The organism is Streptomyces yangpuensis (assembly GCF_024666385.1).
Lineage (GTDB): Bacteria > Actinomycetota > Actinomycetes > Streptomycetales > Streptomycetaceae > Streptomyces > Streptomyces yangpuensis.
Genome location: NZ_CP102514.1, coordinates 3,633,266 through 3,650,631, shown reverse-complemented (window position 1 = coordinate 3,650,631; position 17,366 = coordinate 3,633,266). Strand labels below are relative to the sequence as shown.

The following is a 17,366-nucleotide window of genomic DNA, read 5'->3' as shown; positions in this document are numbered from 1 at the left end:
GTGTCAGTCCTCGGTCCGTCAGTGGCCGTTGTGGCCCGTGGATGTCGGAGCCTGCGCGTTGTACGTCCGGTCCTTCACGTCCAGCTCGACCTTGACGGAGCCGGCCTTCTCGAAGCGGAGCTCGACAGTGACCTTGTCGCCGACCTTCGGGGTGTTCTTCAGCCCCATGAACATGATGTGGTTGCCGCCGCGCTCCAGCTTGAGCTCGCCGTTCGCCGGCACGTCCATCGACTGGACCTGCTGCATCTTCTGGTCCTTGGTCTCGTGGATCTGGAGATCGTCGGAGAGCGGGGAGGTGGCGCCGGTGAGCTTGTCGGCGGTGCCGGAGTCGTTCTTGATGACCATGAACCCGCCAGCCATCTTGTCGTTGACCGGCTGCGGCATGAAGGCGCCGCTGACGCTCATCGCGGCCTTGCTGTCGCCGGAGCAGCCGGATATGGCGAGCACTGCCGTCAGGGAGAGGGCGGCGGCGAGGATGCGGGTGGTGCGGGTGTTCACGGGTTCTCCCCCTTGATGAGCTTCGGCAGATCCTTGGCGTAGTCGTCGACGGTCGTGCCTTCGCCGTAGAGGACGTAGCCCTCGTCGGTCTTGGGCGAGAACGCGATGACCTGCGCGCCGTGCATGGAGACGACGCTGCCGTCCGTCTCCTTCTTCGCGGGATCGATACCGATGCCGAGCGTGCGGGCGGCGGCCTGGATGGTCGCGAAGTCCCCGGTGAGCCCGATGAAGGACGGGTCCTGTGCCTTGAGCCACGCGCCGAGGGATTCGGAGGTGTCCCGTTCGGGGTCGGTGGTCACAAAGACCACCCGCAGGTTCTCCTGGTCCTCCTTGGGGAGGTTCTTCCTGGCGACAGCGATGTTGCTCATCGTCAGCGGGCACACGTCGGGGCAGTTGGTGTAGCCGAAGTAGATGAGCGTCGGCCTGCCCTTGGTCTGCTCGCGGAGGTTCCACGGCTTGCCGGTGGTGTCCGTCAGGACGAGCTCCGGCTTGGTGAAGGGGCGGTCCAGGACCGTGGCGGCCTTGTTGCCGTTCTGGCCGCCGGAGATCTGGGTGATCCCGCTGTTCTTGGCGGGTTCACCGCCACCGCAGGCGGTGAGGGTGATCGCGGCCGCGGCGAGAAGCGCGGCGACCGTCACACGTGTGGTGCGCATGGAGAGATGTCCCTGGGATCGGGGATGCAGGATGGTCGGGGATGTACGGAGAGCACGCGCCCGGGGGCGCGGTACGTCAGGCGGAGCGGCGGCGCGAGGCGACGCCGAAGGCGACACCGCCGAGTCCGATGACGATGCCGGCGATGCCGAGGGCGCGCGCGGTGGTGTCGGAGCCGTGGTCGGCGGAGGCCTCGTCGGGGCCGTGCCCGGCGTCCTTGCCGCTGTCCTTCCCGGTGTTCTTCGCTTCGTCGGTCTTGCCGTCGGCGTGGTGGTCGGCGCTCTTCGCGGCGGTCAGCTTCAGCACGGGGGCCGGCGTCTGCGGTTCCGCGGCGCCTTCCCTGGCCTCCTCGATCCAGCGCACGACCTCGTTGTTGTCGTAGGTCTGGATCGCCTTGAACACCATCTGGTCGGCGTTCTCGGGGAGCTTGCCGACGGAGACCGGGAACTGCTGGAACATGCCCGGTCCGATCTTTCCGCCGGACCAGGTCACCTTGGTGACGACCTCGTTGACCTGCTTGCCGTGCACGTTCAGCGGCTTGTCGAGCTTCGTCTTCTCGACGTTCACGGTCCAGCCGGGAACGTCCTGCGGCATGACGGACGTGAGCGGCTGGTCGACCGGGAAGTTGACCTCGAGCTGCGTGGTCGAGGCGTTGTCGCGCTCGTTGGGGACCTTGAAGTTGAGCGTCGCGTACCCGCCCTTGGCGGCTTCGCCGATCGGCTGCACGCCGACGTGTGCGAAGGCGGTGCCGGACAGGACCAGGACGGATCCGGCGGCGAGGGCGGCGGCGAAGGAGACGCGTGAGGTCTTCATGGCAGAAACACTCCACGGAAGCAGTGGTGGTGGCTCCGCGCGCGGGCGCGCGCGGAGCACGCGGCACCGGTGCTCCCGCTGTGTCCCGGGGAGGAGGGCGCCGCGTCAGGCTGCGAGGGCGAACACCGCGGGCGGCCCGCGGCGGATCACCGTGTGCTGGAGTGCTTCCCGGCCCGTGCAGGCGGCGGGGTCGGTTCCGGTCCTGCGCCCGGTCCGCGGGGTGCGGGCGGGCCCGCCGAGTCCGGCGCCGAGGGCGCGTACGAAGGCCAGTGCGGCGCGCAACGGGCGCATCGGGACGGCCTCGGCGGTGAGCCGGGACAGTTCGACGAGCCGGAAGAGCGCGGCGTCGCCGCGGCCGAGCAGCCAGCCGGCGACGAGCGCGGCCAGCAGGTGCCCCAGCAGCATGGCCGGGCTGAACAGGCCGGTCTCGGGCGCGGTGGTGACGGCCTGGGCCACGTGCGTGCCGTGCCCCTGTTCCGCGGCCTGCTGGGCCAGGGAGGCCGGGTCCAGGCCGGCGGCCTCCAGGATCCTGCGGGCGTCGGCCGTGCTCAGCGGTACGGAGTTGCCCCCGCACACCAGCCGGGCGGCGAGTTCCGCGAGCGAGCTGTCGGAGGCGCCGACGGGTGCCTGGGCGGCCGCGGTGCTGTGCTGGCCGATGCCGAACAGCGCGTGCAGCGAGAGCTGTCCGGTGGCGAGCCCGGCGGCCAGGCCGGGCAGCGTCCGGCGGCGTCCCGCGAGAGGCGCCGCGATCGCGAAGACGGCGAGGAAACCGATGCACAGGGACCACCAGGGCACGGTGGCGCAGGACGCCAGAGCGTGCCCGGCCGCGGACAGCACGACACAGACCGCGGTGAACACCGCGGCCCGGATCAGCCGGAGGCCGGCTCCGGCGTGCGTCGCGTGGGGGTCAGACATGGCCGGGTCATCATCGCACTGCGCTGATGTCCTCCATACGGCAGGTCCGGAAGGTCCGCATGAGTCCCCTCTGCGAAGGGCGGAGACAGGTGCCGGCCGGTGTGCTCCGCCGTCGGACGGTGCGGGCACTGCGGGCGGCACGCCACCGCATACACGGCTCTCCGGGAGAGCCGCATCCGCCGGACGGGCGCATTGCCCTCCCGGACGGCCGCAGGGCGCTTACGGCCCCTCGCGGACGGCAATAGGTATCCGTATGAGCATCTGGTGGTCTCTCCACTTGAGGCGCGAAGCCGCGAGCGTGTCGCTCGCCAGGCGACTGCTGCTGGGGACGATGGAGACCGCGGGGGTGGACCCGGACATCTCCTTCGATCTCTCGGTGGCGCTGAGCGAGGCCTGCGCGAACGCGGTGGAGCACGGCGGGGGCGCGGACGCCCCGGACGAGACCGAGGCGTACCACGTCACGGCCTATCTGGACGGGGACTGCTGCCGTATCGAAGTGACCGACTCCGGTCCGGGGTTCCCACCCGCCACGGTGGCCCGCTGCAGACCCGCCCTGGCCGAGGACGGCCGGGGCCTGCACCTGATCGCCGAGCTCTCCGACCACGTCCGCTTCCGCAACGGGCCGGGCCGGGGCGCCGTGGTGAGCTTCGACAAGATGCTGAAGTGGCGCGACGACGCGCTGCTGAAGGTGTCGTAGTACGGCGACGGGCGGGACCCCGTTCGGGATCCCGCCCATCAGCACCCTGCGGCGCGGACGCCGGTTCTGGGACGTCAGCCCTTCAGGCGCGCCATCCAGGCCTCGACGTCGGCCGAGGTGCGGGGCAGCCCGGCCGACAGGTTCCGGTTGCCGTCCTCGGTGACGAGGATGTCGTCCTCGATCCGGACGCCGATGCCGCGGTACTCCTCGGGCACGGTCAGGTCGTCGGCCTGGAAGTAGAGACCGGGCTCGACGGTCAGGCACATGCCCGGCTCCAGCGTCCCGTCCACGTACGCCTCGGTGCGCGCGGCGGCGCAGTCGTGGACGTCCATGCCGAGCATGTGGCCGGTGCCGTGCAGGGTCCAGCGGCGCTGCAGGCCGAGCTCCAGGACACGCTCGACCGGGCCCTCCAGCAGGCCCCACTCGACGAGCTTCTCGGCCAGCACGTGCTGGGAGGCGTCGTGGAAGTCGCGGAACTTCGCACCCGGCTTCACCGCGGCGATGCCGGCTTCCTGGGACTCGTAGACCGCGTCGTAGATCTTGCGCTGGATGTCGGTGTACGTGCCGTTGATCGGCAGCGTGCGCGTGACGTCGGCGGTGTAGAGGGAGTGGGTCTCCACACCGGCGTCGAGCAGCAGCAGGTCACCGGAGCGGACGTCCCCGTCGTTGCGCACCCAGTGCAGCGTGCACGCGTGGGAGCCGGCGGCGCAGATCGAGCCGTAGCCGACGTCGTTGCCCTCGACGCGGGCGCGCAGGAAGAAGGTGCCCTCGATGTAGCGCTCGGACGTGGCCTCGGCCTTGTCGAGGACCTTCACGACGTCCTCGAAACCGCGGACGGTGGAGTCGACGGCCTTCTGCAGCTCGCCGATCTCGAACTCGTCCTTCACCGCGCGCGCCTCGGAGAGGTAGACGCGCAGCTCCTCGTCGCGCTCCTTGGTCACCTTGTCGGTGAGGGCGGACTCGATCACCGCGTCGTGGCCGCGCACGGCGCGGACCGGGCCCTCGGCCTCGGTGAGGGCCTCGGCGAGCTCGCGCACGTCCTGGGCGGGGATGCCCAGGAGCTGCTCGGCCTCGGCGAGGGAGTGGCGGCGGCCGACCCACAGCTCGCCCTGGCCGGACAGCCAGAACTCGCCGTTCTCGCGGTCGGAGCGCGGCAGCAGGTAGATGGTCGCGGTGTGCCCGGTCTCGCCGGTCGGCTCCAGGACCAGGACGCCGTTCTCGGTCTGGTCGCCGGTGAGGTACGCGTACTCGGTCGAGGCGCGGAAGGGGTACTCGGTGTCGTTCGAGCGGGTCTTCAGCCGGCCCGCGGGGACCACCAGGCGCTCACCGGGGAAGCGCTCGGACAGCGCTGCACGCCGGGCGGCGGTGTGCGCGGCCTGCGCGATCGGCTCCAGACCGTGCAGCTCGGTGTCCGCCCAGCCCGTGCGCATGTTCTCGGCGAGTTCGTCGCTGACGCCCGGGTACAGACCGTTCTTGCGCTGCTTGTGCGTCTTCTTGGGCTGCTCTTCTTCCGGGGTCTCCGGGGTGAGCTCGTCAGCCACGTCTTCTCCTCAGCTACGACGGTACGGACCTGGGTGTGGACCCCATCCATCGTATGCGTGTACGGGGAAGGCGTGGTCCGGATCGTGCGGGTTGTCACGGTCCGGAGCCCACGGCGGATCACTCGAAGCGGGCGGCGAGCAGCACGATGTCCTCGGGGGCGTCGGCGGGCCGCCCGTCGGGCAGCACGGTCCGCAGGATGTGGTCGCACAGGGCCGCCGGGTCCTCCCGGACGCCACGGGGGACCCCCGCGGCGGCCGCGTGCAGCCGCGCGTACGCCCGGTCCATCAGGTCGCCGGTGTGGCGCAGCAGCCCGTCGGTGTAGAGCAGCACCGTTTCTCCGGGTGCGGGTTCGATCTCCATGCTGGGCGCTTCCCAGCAGGACAGCATGCCCAGGGGAGCGGAGAGGGAGGTCTCCACGTACTCGGTGCGGTGCTCGCCGATGAGGAGCGGCGGGGTGTGTCCGGCCCCGGCCAGGATGATCTTGCTGCGCCGGCCGTCGTCCTGAGGGCCGCCGGCGGGCTCGCAGTATGCGAAGAGCGCGGTGGCGCAGCGGGCGGGTTCGGTCAGCCGCAGCAGCAGTTCCAGGTCGGACAGGACGGCCACGGGGTCCTCGCCCTCCATGACGGCGTAGGCGCGCAGTGACGCGCGCAGCCGTCCCATGGCGGCGACGGCGCTCGGGCCGGATCCGGTGACGGAGCCCACGGCCAGTCCGAGGGCGCCCTCGGGCAGCGGCAGAGCGTCGTACCAGTCGCCTCCGCCGCGCGGCCCCGTGTGGTGGCGGGCCGCGAGCTGCACGCCGGGAATCCGGGGGAGCCGGCTGGGCAGCAGTTCCTCCGCGACGGTGGCCAGGCGCGTGCGGGATCGTTCCACCTCGAGCATCCGGGCCAGGTGCTCGGCGGCGTGCCGCACGTACAGCCCGGCCAGGTCGCGCTGGCGCTCGTTCGGCTCGGCCTGCTCGTCGTAGAGCCATACGGCCGCGCCGAGCCGGCCGGTGGCCTCGGCGGTCAGCGGGAGCGCGTAGCTGGCGGCGTATCCGAGCCGGGCGGCGACCTCGCGCTGGCGGGGGTCCACGGGGGCGGCGAACCCGCCGGTGCCGGGAGGTGCGTCCGGCTCGGGGAGGACTTCCGAGCCGCCCTGGGCGTCGGGCAGCCCGTCGAGGATCCGTCCGTAGCAGGTCGCACTGCGCGGCACGGTCTCGATGTGGCCCAGTTCGGCGTGGCCGAGGCCGAGGCCGATGGTGGCGGTGGGGCCGAGTCCGTCGGAGGGCTCCAGGACGATCAGGCCGCGACGGGCACCCACGAGTGCGGCTCCGGCCCGCAGGAACTCGTGGAGGGAGGTGTCCAGGTCCTCGGCGCGGGCCAGGCGCTCGGTCAGCTCGTGCAGGGTGGTGAGGTCCGAGACCATGCCCGCCAGCCGGTCCTGGATGAGGCTGCCCGGTGCGGGCGGCGGGGCCGGTGCGGGGGTGGTCCGGACGGGCGCGGGCGCAGCAGTGTGCGGCGACGCGGTAACTGCTGGATCGATTCCAGCCACTTTCGGCAGATGCGGGGCGCTCATGGCGTCCGCCTTTCCACCTGGTGCGATTCGCCGAATAGCATCGCAAACCCCCAGACCGTGCTGCGCCGCCATCAAGGAATCCACATCTACACGCACACATGGATGCATGTCCAGCATTGCCCAGGTGGGAATCCTGGTGTCCGTGAGGCGGCAACTCGCTGTCGGGTCAAGGCTAGAACTTGGCCGGAAAAAGCTGGAAGCGGTCGGTTTTTGAGGTCGACTGGACGAGCTCCGCAGGGGGGTCGGGTACGTACTCGGTGGTGGCCGAGGTCAGTTGGCGTACCGGGAACCGCTCGGTCGCGCGCGGTCGTCGTTAGCGACGGCAGCCGGTCTCGGCAGTCGGCGCGGGTCGCGCTCCCTCCCCGCCGGACGTTTGATGGACCCGTAAGAAAACTGCACGAACCGTGTGAACCTGCCTCTGGCGAACAGTGACGCGAAACCTGCACGTGTGGTGAGTCACCGGTTACATGGTGTGATGTGGCCCTCGGCGTTCAACGGAAAGGAACGAGCGCTCATGCGCGAGATCCTCGGAAGGCGTCTCCAGCGGCTCCGCGATCGCTTTCAATCCCTACGCCCCGACCGGGGACGGAGCGGCGACACGTCCGCTCTCCTCGAAGCGGCGCTCACCTGCGCCACCACCTGGCAGTGGCCCGTCCTGCCCGGCGTCGGCCGGTCCGGTACGGACGGCACGCGCTGTGCCTGCCCCGACCCCGACTGCGTCGTTCCCGGCGCCCATCCCTTCGATCCGGGTCTGCTCGCCGCCTCCACCGACCCCCGGATGGTCGCCTGGTGGTGGACCAACCGGCCCACTGCGCCCGTCCTGCTGGCGACCGGCGGAACCGCCCCCTGCGCGGTGAGCCTCCCGGCCGGCGCGGCCGCGCGGGCCCTCGTACGACTGGACGCGCAGGGCATGCGGCTCGGGCCGGTCGTCGCCACCCCCACCCGGTGGGCGCTGCTCGTGGCGCCGTACTCACTGGAGCGGCTCGGGGAACTGCTCTACGCGAAGGACCACGTGCCTTCTTCGCTGCGGTTCCACGGAGAGGGCGGCTACCTGCTGCTGCCGCCGTCCGCCGCGTCCAGCGGCGGCCGGGTGCGTTGGGAGCGCGAACCGCGTGCGCTGCCGCCGTCGCGGTCTCCGGATCCGAAGTCTCCCGGTGTGCGGCCCTCGCAGGGCTCGGGGACGAAGCTCTGGCTGCCCGATGTCGAGGCGGTCGTGGACGCGCTGGTCGAGGCGAGCAGTGGCGCGCCGGGTGGCGGCAGCCGGCTCGCGTACTGACCTGCGCGGTACCCGCAGGATCACTCGTACGGGTGTCAGCGGGACGAGTTTCCAAGGGAATTGGGCGCGGGGATCTCCGCGCCCCTTTCCCGCATCGCTATCTTCGGCGAATGAATCTCCGCCTCATCGGTATCGGCGCCGGTGTGCTGATCATCTTGTCGCTCCCGCTCGCCGGGGCGATCGCCGGGCCTGATTTCGCCGGTCAGGACGACGGAAAGGGCGGTGGCCTGTTCCGGACCCTCGGTCTTTCGGATCCTGCCCGTACCCCTCCCGCGCCGGCCGGGCGCCCGGCGGCACCGGCCGGGACCGAGCGGACCGGCCCGGCGGAGCAGCCCCGTACGGATTCGCGCTGCGGCCCCGAACTGTCCTCGCCCCACGGAGTGGAGGCGCAGACGTGCGTGCTGGTGGCCGAAGGCCGGACGTGGGGCAGGAGTTACTACCGGAACACGAGTGGTCGGGCGCTGGACGTAGTGCTGGCGATGATGGGCCCGGCCGGGCGCACGGTGCAGATCCGATGTTCGGTCGGCGCCGGTGACGAACCCGGTCTCTGCGAGACGCCGAAGGAGGACTCGGCCGGAGAGCCGGAGAGTTACTCCGCTGTTGCGGAGTTTGCAGTTCCGGATGATGAAGGGCAGCTGCTCTTGCGGTCCGGGAGCAACTCACCGGCGCCGGGTGACGGTTGAGTACCGCCTTAAATGGAAGGGCCCGGTCGCTGGCGACGGGGGATGCACCAGCGACCGGGCTACAAGAACGGTAACAAGAGATCGCCTGTACGCAAATTCGATCTCTGATATTCAGACACCGATTTGCAGACGATTAGCGGGAGTTGTGACTCCGGTCACCGGTCCCGTGCGTGCGCGCGAGGTCAGCTGAGGGTCACCTGGCGGTTGGTGAGACCGCCGCGCGCCCGGCGCTCCTCCGTGGACAGCGGAGCATCCGTGGCCAGGGCCTTGGCCAGCCGCTCCGCGAACTCCGCCGCCGGCTTCTCGACGTCGTCGGCGGTCACTCCGGTCGGCAGGTCCCAGACCGGGACCATCAGCCCGTGGGCGCGGAAGGAGCCGACGAGCTTCGTGCCCTCGCCGAGCGACGACGTGCCGGCCGCGTGCAGCCGCGCGAGCGCGTCGAGCAGCTTCTCCTCGGGGTGCGGCATGACCCAGCGCAGGTGGTTCTTGTCCGGGGTCTCGCACCAGTAGGCGGCGTCGACGCCGGTCAGCTTCACGGTCGGGATGGCGGCGGCGTTGGCGCGCTCCAGCGAGGCGGCGATCTCCGGGGACGCGTTCTGGCCGCCCTCGGATTCCGGAATCCAGAATTCGAAGCCGGTGTGCACAACCGGCTCGAAACCGCCGTCGGTGTCCAGGAGATCCTGAAGTCGGGGACCCTCGGCCGGGACCCGGCGGGCAGCGACCGGAGTTCCCGGCTCCGCCACGAGTGCGCGCTCCAGGGTGTCGGCCATGTCGCGGCTCAGGTCCCCGGTGGAGGTCTCGTTCTGCAGGCCGAGCAGTACGGAGCCGTCCTCGCGGCGCAGCGCCGGCCAGGCCATGGGCAGAACGGTCACCAGCGTGACGGAGGGGACGCCCTCGGGCAGGCCGCCCTTCAGCGACAGCGGGATGGTGGCCGCGGGCACGAGCTCACGCAGCGCGACCCAGTCGCACTCGCCCGGCAGGCCCTCGAAGGGGCGCCGGACCTGGTCGGTGGCGGCGTGCGCGGCGGCTGCGCCGTGACAGGCCTTGTAGCGGCGCCCGGATCCGCAGGGGCAGGGCTCGCGCGCGCCGACAACGGGGATCTCACCGTTGTTGAGCTGCGGCTTTGCAGACTTGGCTGCGGGGCGCTTCTTGGCCATCGTGCGTGTCTCCCGGTTGCGGCGGTACGGCGTCGTGTCTGGGCGCGAGCCTAGCCGTTCGTACCGCCGGAACCGGTGGGGTGCGGCCGGGAGCACGGTCGGCGTGCGCTCCCGGACGGCCGCCTGTACGGATGACCGGTACTGCTGTGCTGACGATGAGCTGTTGTGCGGTCAGGGATCCCGCTGCCGAAGGGTCATGGCGTGCGGATCCCCGCGTTCAGACATCGAGATCGTCGAACGCCGTGCTGAAGTCGATCGCCGGGGGCGCAACGCGCGTAGCGAAATCCTCGTGCCGGGGCCCACAGGCGACGACCACCCAGACAGTGACCTCACCCGCCGCTCCGTCCCGGACACCCCAGTCCTGGGCGAGGGCACTGATGATGTTCAGCCCCCGGCCGCCGCGTGCGGTGACCGAGGGCGTGGAAGGAACAGGCCGGGTGGGCCCACCCCCGTCCGTGACCTCGACCGTCAGCCGCCCCGCTCTGTCGACGCGCCACGCGGCACGTATCTCCCCGTCCCCGACCTCCCGTGCACCCAGGGGCCTGCCGTGTCGGCAGGCGTTGCTGAGCAGTTCGGAAAGGATCAGTACGGCATCGTCCACGACCGATTCGGCCACCCCGCTGATACGCAATTGCTCGCGCATCCGGTGTCTGGCCTCGCCCACGCCCGCAGGACCATGGCGTACGTCCATGCACGACGACGTGGGCACTTCTTGTGCCACCACCAACGCCACCCCCGGAACCTCCTTAGCCCCACGCATGGTCTGGATGCCCCTTTGGCCTGGACCGGAAACCGCCGGAGCAGGCCGCTCTGACGCATTCGCGCCGATCGAATGCGGAGCGGATGCGCCGGGGCACGCCCTGTGACGAAGGGGCTGGGGGTGGCGGGTGCGCAAACAGGGACGTCAGCGCCCCAGTTGGGACAGAACCTGACGGGGTCTGTTCGTGATGATCGCTTCCACATCCAGATCAGCGCAGAGCTGAACGTCTTCTGGCTCGTTCACTGTCCAGACGTGCACGGAATGGCCCGCGCCCTGAAGCTTGCGGATGTAGCCGGGGTAGCTGCGGACGATTCGCATTCCGGGGCCGGCGATCGTCACACCGGCCGGCAGTCGCCCGTCGCGCATCCGGGGCGAGATGAACTGCATCAGGTACACGGTCGGGATCGTCGGTGCGGCGGCCCGTACCCGGTGCAGGGAGCGCGCGGAGAAGCTCATGATCCGGACCGGGTGCGGGCCCTCGGCCGGCGGGGCGTCCAGGCCGAAGCGCTTGAGGAGGAAGAGGAGGCGCTCCTCCACCTGTCCGGCCCAGCGCGTCGGGTGCTTCGTCTCGATGGCGAGCTGGACCGGCCGTCCGGTGTCCGCGACCAGCTCCAGCAGGCGCTCCAGGGTGAGGACCGAGGTGCGCTCCGGGTCGGCGTCCCAGTCGGGGGACTCCTCGCGGTCCTTCCAGGAGCCGAAGTCGAGGGCGGCGAGATCGGCCAGCTCCAGGGCGGACACGGCGCCGCGGCCGTTCGAGGTGCGGTTCACCCGGCGGTCGTGGACGAGGACCAGATGGCCGTCCGCGGTGAGCCGGACATCGCACTCGAGGGCGTCGGCGCCGTCCTCGATGGCCTTGCGGTAGGCGGCGAGCGTGTGCTCGGGGGCGTCCTCCGAGGCGCCGCGGTGGGCGACGACCTGGATGGTGCGCGGCATTGCGTGGGTCACCGGGTCATGGTGCCACCGTCAGCCCCTTGGGCGTCGAGCTCCGGCCCTGCGAGTGCGTCCGAAATGTCGGACATAAAGAATGGGGGGAGATGCACAGGTCCGGCTTACAGTGCTCTGACGGGTCATGGGAAAGGCTTCTGCCCAGGAACTTGTACGGTACGTCGAACGTTCAGCCGGATCGATATCGCCAGATTTCCGAAGCTGTGTGTGACGAGGAGAGAGAGCTGTGAGCACCGAGAACGAGGGCACCGCGGCCCCCACACCCCCCGCGGCCCCGTCCGTAACCCCTGCTCAGGGCTCCGAGACGGCGCCGGCGGCTTCCGCGCCCGCTCCGCGGCCGGACCATGCCCCGCAGGAGGCCGTTCCGGCCGTTCCGGCCGCACCGCCGGTCCCGCCTTCGGCGCCCGTCGCGCCCGCGGCACCGGCCGCGCCCGCGCCCGCGGCGCCCGCCGCCGGTGAGCAGGTGACCCAGCAGCTTCCGCCGACGCCCGCGCCGGGCACCGAGCCGACCCAGCAGATCCCGCCCGCGACCGCGGCGCAGGACCCCGCCTACGGCCAGGCCCCCGCCCCTGCCGCGCACGGAGCCGAGGGCTGGCCGCCCCCGCCGCCCACCGTGCCGGCGTACGGCGCCGGCGGGGCCGGCGGCGGCCCCGTCTGGGGCGCTCCCCCGGCCGCCGACGGCTATCCCGCGCCCAGGCAGAAGGGCAAGGGCGGCATGATCGCGGCCGTGCTCGTGGCCGCCCTCGTCGCCGGCGGCATCGGCGGCAGCGTCGGCTACTGGGCCGCCGAGCGCAGCGACAACGGCACCGGCTCGACCACCATCAGCGCGGCCAACACCCCGAAGGACCTCAAGCGCGACGCCGGCTCCATCGCCGGGCTCGCCGCCGGCGCGCTGCCCAGCGTGGTCACCATCGAGGCATCGGCCGGCGACGGCGAGGGCGGCACCGGCACCGGGTTCGTCTACGACCAGCAGGGCCACATCCTCACGAACAACCACGTGGTGGCCTCCGCGGCGAACGGCGGCAAGCTCTTCGCGACCTTCTCCGACGGCAAGCGGTACGACGCCGAGGTCGTCGGCCGGGCCCAGGGCTACGACGTCGCCGTGCTCAAGCTGAAGAATCCGCCGGCCGGCCTGAAGCCGCTGGCGCTCGGGGACTCCGACAAGGTCGCAGTCGGCGACGCCACGATCGCGATCGGCGCCCCGTTCGGCCTGTCCAACACCGTCACCACCGGCATCGTCAGCGCCAAGAACCGCCCGGTCGCCTCCGGCGACGGCACCGGCAGCAAGAACTCGTACATGAGCGCGCTCCAGACGGATGCCTCGATCAACCCGGGCAACTCCGGCGGCCCGCTGCTCGACGGACGCGGCGCGGTGATCGGCATCAACTCCGCGATCCAGTCGGCGGGCAACGGCGGCTTCGGTGGCGGCCAGGCCGGCTCCATCGGCCTCGGCTTCGCCATCCCGATCAACCAGGCCAAGAACGTGGCCGAATCGCTGATCAAGACGGGCAAGCCGGTCTACCCGGTGATCTCGGTCTCCGTGGACCTCCAGGCCAAGACCGAGGGCGCGAAGATCTCCGAACAGGGCGCGGCCGCCAACGAGCTCGTCGACCCCAACGGTCCGGCCGGTAAGGCGGGCCTCAAGCCGGGCGACGTCATCACGGACTTCGGCGGCAAGCCGGTCGACAGCGGCCCGACCCTGATCAGCATGATCTGGACGTACAAGCCCGGCGACACGGTGAAGCTGACCTACCTGCGCGACGGCAAGCCGACCACCGTCGACATCACGCTCGGATCCAGGATCGGCGACAAGTAGGAGCAGCACCGGCCACGGCGGTGGCCCGGTGACGAGGGGCCGTGGGCGGGATTCCGCCCACGGCCCCTCCAACGTCCGCTTATGCTTCCCTGGTGTTCGATTCTCGGCACATACGGACCTTCCATACGGTGGTCGCCTCCGGCTCCTACTCGGCGGCCGCCCGCGTGCTGGGCTACACCCAGCCCGCCATCACCCAGCAGATGAAGGCGCTCGAACGCGCCGTCGGAACCCCGCTGTTCACCCGCGTGGGCCGCAGGATGCAGCTCACCGAGGCCGGGGAGTCCCTGTCCCGGCACGCCGAGACCATCCTCGGCGACCTCTCCGCCGCCGAGGCGCAGCTGCGCGCGTACGCCCGTCTGCGCACCGGCCGGGTCAGACTGTGCGGCTTCCCCAGCGCCAACGTCACCCTGGTCCCGGAAGCCCTGAGCGGCCTGGCCAAGGACCACCCGGGCATACAGGTGGAACTGCTGGAGGGAGAGCCACCGGACTCGCTGCGACGGCTGGAGCGCGGCGAGTGCGACATCACCCTGGCCTTCACCTATCCGGGCCTGCACGAGGAGGTGCCGGAGGAGGTCGCCGAGGTCAGACTGCTGGAGGACCAGCTGACGGTGCTGCTCCCGAACGGGCATCCGCTGGCCCGTCGGCGTGCCGTGCACCTGGCCGACCTCGCCGAGGAGCGGTGGATCGCGGGCTGCCCGCGCTGCCGGGCGAACCTGCTGCACGAGTGTGCGGAGCTGGGCTTCGTGCCCGACATCCGCTTCGCCACCGACGACAACCTGGTGGTGCAGAGCCTCGTGGCGCAAGGCCTGGGCGTGGCGATGATGCCCGCGCTGGTCCTGCCCTCGCTCTCGCTGAACCGGGTGTGCGGCCGTGCGCTCCAGCCCGCTGCGCGTCGGCACATCGCCGCGTACGTCTACCGGGACCATCTGCGGATCCCGGCGACGGCCGTGGTGCTGGACGCGCTGAAGCAAGTGGCCGCCAACCGGGTCGGCTGCTGACCGATCCATAAGCGCTGCTTGGGATTTCCCGTCACAACTGTCGTTGGACGCGAGGGAACGACGCCCGCACGCTGCCCGTATGACCACCACCACACCGGCCCGTACCACCACGAGGATGGCCGCCCTCGTCAGTGAGATCCGCACGGTCGTGGAGCGGGGACTGGCTCCCGACCTCACCGCCTACCTCGTGGGCGAACGGCTCGCCCCGCACCTGGGGGCGCCCGACCTGCTGACGCCGATGCAGCAGGAGGGCAACCCCGAGCGCTACCGGCAGCACATCCTGCACGCGGAGTCGGACGGCAGCTTCTCCGTGGTGGCGCTGGTGTGGCTCCCCGGGCAGGAGACCTGCATCCACGACCACGTGTCGTGGTGCGTGGCCGGGGTGCACCAGGGTGAGGAGAGCGAGCGCCGCTTCCGGCTCGCCCCCGGTGCCGGTCCCGCCCGTCTGGTGGCGACCGAGGACGTGGTCAACGCCCAGGGAGAGGTCTGCGGGTTCGCGCCGCCCGGAGACATCCACAAGGTGCGCAACTCCTGTGCCACAAAGGCGATATCGGTGCACGTATACGGCGCCGACGTGTCCCGCCTGGGTACCAGCATCCGTCGCGTCTACAAGCTCCCCGTCGACTGATGGCCCTCCTTCACCGCCCGCAGAGCACGGCGGTTGGGCATGTTTCACGTGAAACATCCACGCCCTGGCCGGGGTTGGCGCTCGCCGCGGGCGGAGCCCTGGTCGCCTGGTGCATCCACCGGCTCATTCCAGGCATACCCATGCTGACCGCCTCGGTGGTGCTGGGCATCGCGGTGGCGCACCTCCCCGGCACGCGGATCTTCGTACGGGGACCCGGGCGCCCGGGTCTGTCCCTGGCCGGCCGGCGGCTCATGCGGATCGGCATCGTCCTGCTGGGCCTCGGCCTGGGGCTGGACCAGGTGCTGCGGCTGGGCTGGGCCACGGTGGCCATGGTGGTCGCCGTGGTCGCGGCCACGTTCTTCGGCACCCTCTGGCTGGGCCGCCGACTCGGGCTTCCGGGCGATCAGCCGCTTCTGATCGCCACGGGGTACTCGATCTGCGGCGCCTCGGCGATCGGCGCCGTGAGCGAGGTATCGGGCAGCGACGAGGAGGACGTGGCGGCATCGGTGGCACTGGTCACCCTCTGCGGGACGCTCGCCATAGCCGTACTCCCCCTCCTCCAGGACCCGTTGGCACTCTCCGACCTGGCCTTCGGGCGGTGGGTCGGCGCCGGTGTCCACGACGTCGGACAGGTGGTGGCGACCGCGCAGACCGCGGGTCCGGACGCCCTGGGCGAGGCGGTGCTGGTCAAGCTGATGCGGGTGGCCCTGCTCGCTCCGCTGGTGGCGGCGGTCGCCTTCTCGGTACGGGCCCGGCGGCGCGGGGTGCGCACCTCCTCGGGGCGCCGGCCGGCACCTGTGCCGCTGTTCGTGGCCGGATTTCTGGCCGCGGCCGGGCTGCGCGCCACCGGTGTGCTGCCCGACGTGGCCCTGCAGTGGGCGCACACCGCGCAGGAGGCCCTGCTGGCGGCAGCTCTGTTCGGTCTGGGAAGCGCCGTCCATCTGCCGACGCTGGCGCGAACCGGGGGCCGCGCGGCGGCGCTGGGGCTCGGGGCGTGGGTGGTCGTCGCCGGGGTCTCGTACGCGGGAGTGGTCCTCACTGTATGACCCCACAACGGCCGGGAGTTGGCCATTTCGTGGCCGGAACCGACCGAACGTTCCGACTGCCCCATGACATTGACGCGGGGCCGTGCCACTCTGCCCCGGCAAGCCGCACCACGTACGACGCACCACGCACAGCCGATCCGCACCGACCGCTCTTCACCCCCACCCTGCCCGGCTCCGACCGGTCCGGGCACGGCAGAAGGAGTCATGCGTGAATCGTCATCGCACGGCCTTGTCCGTCCTGCTCTCGGCGGGCGCCCTGGTCGCGGGCGTCCTGACGGCGGCCACCCCCTCGATCGCGGCGGACACCCCGACGTCCTTCCGGCCGCAGCAGACCCAGGGCTTCTGGACCGCCGAGCGGATGCGGGCCGCCACCCCGCTCGACGTGACGGCGGTCCCCGGCGCCGCCCGCACCGCGGTGGCCGCCTCGGCCGCTCCCACCGCCATCGCCCCGACGGCCGCCTCCTCCGCCGTATCGCCCACGGCGTTCCCGCAGGCGGGCGGGGCCTGGACGGGCGGCGGTGCGGTCGTGAAGACCTCGGGCCGGGTCTTCTTCACGATGGGCGGCCGCACCGCCTCCTGCTCCGGCAACTCGATCACCAGCGCCAACGGCAGCACGGTCATGACGGCCGGCCACTGCGTGAAGTACCAGGGCGCGTGGCACACGAACTGGGTCTTCGTGCCCGCCTACAACAACGGGTCGGCGCCCTACGGCCAGTGGCCGGCCACCAAGACCTTCGCCACCGACCAGTGGGCGGCCAGCGAGGACATGAACATGGACGTCGGCCTCGCCGTCGTCGCCCCGCTGAACGGCCAGACCCTCAGCCAGGCCGTCGGCGCCCAGGGGGTCCTCTTCAACGGCGGCTACAACAAGAAGATGTACTCCTTCGGCTTCCCCGCGGCCGCCCCGTACGACGGGACGAAGCTGGTCTACTGCAGCGGCAACAGCGGCAAGGACTTCCTGCTCACCAAGGACCACAGCCTGGGCTGCAACATGACGGGCGGCTCCAGCGGCGGCCCCTGGTTCCAGGACTTCAACGAGGCCACGGGCCTCGGTACCCAGGTCTCGGTGAACAGCTTCGGCTACACCTTCCTGCCGAACCGGATGTACGGCCCGTACCTCGGCAATGAGGCCAAGGCCGCCTACGACAAGGCGCAGGCCTCCTGATCCGACAGTCGTCCCGCCACCCCCGCCCGGCCGGTACTCTGTACCGGCCAGGTGGGTTGCCCGAGCGGCCTAAGGGAACGGTCTTGAAAACCGTCGTGGCGCGAGTCACCGTGGGTTCAAATCCCACACCCACCGCTTGCAGGTCAGTGAAGTAGCAGGTCAGAGGGCGGGTACCCGAATCGGGTGCCCGCCCTCCCTGCTCACCCTGGCTCGCCTCGATGC

15 protein-coding genes, 1 tRNA gene and 1 pseudogene are annotated in these 17,366 nt (G+C 71.2%); 8 read left to right on the top strand and 9 right to left on the bottom strand.

Annotated elements, in window-relative coordinates; all coding sequences use genetic code 11:
• Positions 1–18 precede the first annotated feature (18 nt).
• The 4 genes from NRK68_RS16650 to NRK68_RS16635 all read right to left on the bottom strand — a co-directional run bounded on the left by NRK68_RS16650 (position 19) and on the right by NRK68_RS16635 (position 2,877).
• Positions 19–498: a copper chaperone PCu(A)C gene (locus NRK68_RS16650; protein WP_183066343.1), complete on the bottom strand. Its 480-nt coding sequence runs from the start codon at positions 496–498 to the stop codon at positions 19–21.
• Positions 495–1,151, bottom strand: a complete 657-nt coding sequence (locus NRK68_RS16645; RefSeq protein ID WP_183066342.1) for an SCO family protein — start codon at positions 1,149–1,151, stop codon at positions 495–497. Before NRK68_RS16645 ends, NRK68_RS16650 begins: the two co-directional genes overlap by 4 nt.
• A gap of 76 nt (positions 1,152–1,227) precedes the next feature.
• Entirely contained in the window at positions 1,228–1,962 is a 735-nt protein-coding gene (locus tag NRK68_RS16640; protein WP_183066341.1) for a YcnI family copper-binding membrane protein, read from the bottom strand.
• A 105-nt stretch (positions 1,963–2,067) separates the two neighbouring features.
• The gene (locus tag NRK68_RS16635; protein ID WP_257856123.1) at positions 2,068–2,877 is read right to left on the bottom strand and encodes a hypothetical protein; all 810 of its coding nucleotides are present in this window, start codon (positions 2,875–2,877) and stop codon (positions 2,068–2,070) included.
• A gap of 253 nt (positions 2,878–3,130) precedes the next feature.
• Between NRK68_RS16635 and NRK68_RS16630 the strand changes: the two genes are divergently transcribed.
• Positions 3,131–3,574: an ATP-binding protein gene (locus tag NRK68_RS16630; protein WP_183066339.1), complete on the top strand. Its 444-nt coding sequence runs from the start codon at positions 3,131–3,133 to the stop codon at positions 3,572–3,574.
• 74 nt (positions 3,575–3,648) lie between these two features.
• Here NRK68_RS16630 and NRK68_RS16625 read toward each other — a convergent pair whose 3' ends face one another.
• A complete protein-coding gene (locus NRK68_RS16625; RefSeq protein WP_183066338.1) occupies positions 3,649–5,115 on the bottom strand; it encodes an aminopeptidase P family protein in 1,467 nt (488 codons plus the stop codon).
• 118 nt (positions 5,116–5,233) lie between these two features.
• Entirely contained in the window at positions 5,234–6,787 is a 1,554-nt protein-coding gene (locus NRK68_RS16620) for a PP2C family protein-serine/threonine phosphatase (RefSeq protein ID WP_183066337.1), read from the bottom strand.
• 397 nt (positions 6,788–7,184) lie between these two features.
• Between NRK68_RS16620 and NRK68_RS16615 the strand changes: the two genes are divergently transcribed.
• A complete protein-coding gene (locus NRK68_RS16615; RefSeq protein WP_183066336.1) occupies positions 7,185–7,946 on the top strand; it encodes a bifunctional DNA primase/polymerase in 762 nt (253 codons plus the stop codon).
• 865 nt (positions 7,947–8,811) lie between these two features.
• On the opposite strand, the gene NRK68_RS16605 is transcribed toward NRK68_RS16615, so the two are convergent.
• From NRK68_RS16605 to NRK68_RS16595, 3 genes and pseudogenes are all read right to left on the bottom strand, one after another.
• Positions 8,812–9,786, bottom strand: coding sequence for a DUF5926 family protein (locus tag NRK68_RS16605; protein ID WP_183066335.1), 975 nt, complete (start codon positions 9,784–9,786; stop codon positions 8,812–8,814).
• 217 nt (positions 9,787–10,003) lie between these two features.
• Positions 10,004–10,605, bottom strand: a pseudogene (locus tag NRK68_RS16600) (ATP-binding protein).
• Between the two features lie 85 nt (positions 10,606–10,690).
• Entirely contained in the window at positions 10,691–11,479 is a 789-nt protein-coding gene (locus tag NRK68_RS16595) for a glycerophosphodiester phosphodiesterase (protein ID WP_183066699.1), read from the bottom strand.
• 238 nt (positions 11,480–11,717) lie between these two features.
• On the opposite strand from NRK68_RS16595, the gene NRK68_RS16590 reads away from it, so the two are divergent.
• From NRK68_RS16590 to NRK68_RS16565, 6 genes are all read left to right on the top strand, one after another.
• Positions 11,718–13,307 (top strand): S1C family serine protease, encoded by a 1,590-nt coding sequence (locus NRK68_RS16590; RefSeq protein WP_257856120.1) that lies wholly within the window; start codon positions 11,718–11,720, stop codon positions 13,305–13,307.
• A 92-nt stretch (positions 13,308–13,399) separates the two neighbouring features.
• The gene (locus tag NRK68_RS16585) at positions 13,400–14,305 is read left to right on the top strand and encodes a LysR family transcriptional regulator (RefSeq protein ID WP_257856119.1); all 906 of its coding nucleotides are present in this window, start codon (positions 13,400–13,402) and stop codon (positions 14,303–14,305) included.
• A gap of 79 nt (positions 14,306–14,384) precedes the next feature.
• Complete coding sequence (locus NRK68_RS16580; RefSeq protein ID WP_183066333.1) at positions 14,385–14,933, top strand: cysteine dioxygenase family protein; 549 nt, start codon at positions 14,385–14,387, stop codon at positions 14,931–14,933.
• Positions 14,933–15,979, top strand: coding sequence for a YeiH family protein (locus NRK68_RS16575; protein WP_257856118.1), 1,047 nt, complete (start codon positions 14,933–14,935; stop codon positions 15,977–15,979). The genes NRK68_RS16580 and NRK68_RS16575 overlap by 1 nt, the downstream gene beginning before the upstream one ends.
• Positions 15,980–16,187: 208 nt before the next feature.
• A complete protein-coding gene (locus tag NRK68_RS16570) occupies positions 16,188–17,144 on the top strand; it encodes a trypsin-like serine peptidase (protein ID WP_183066331.1) in 957 nt (318 codons plus the stop codon).
• A 50-nt stretch (positions 17,145–17,194) separates the two neighbouring features.
• Positions 17,195–17,279 (top strand) — tRNA-Ser (locus NRK68_RS16565).
• The last annotated feature ends 87 nt before the right edge of the window (positions 17,280–17,366 follow it).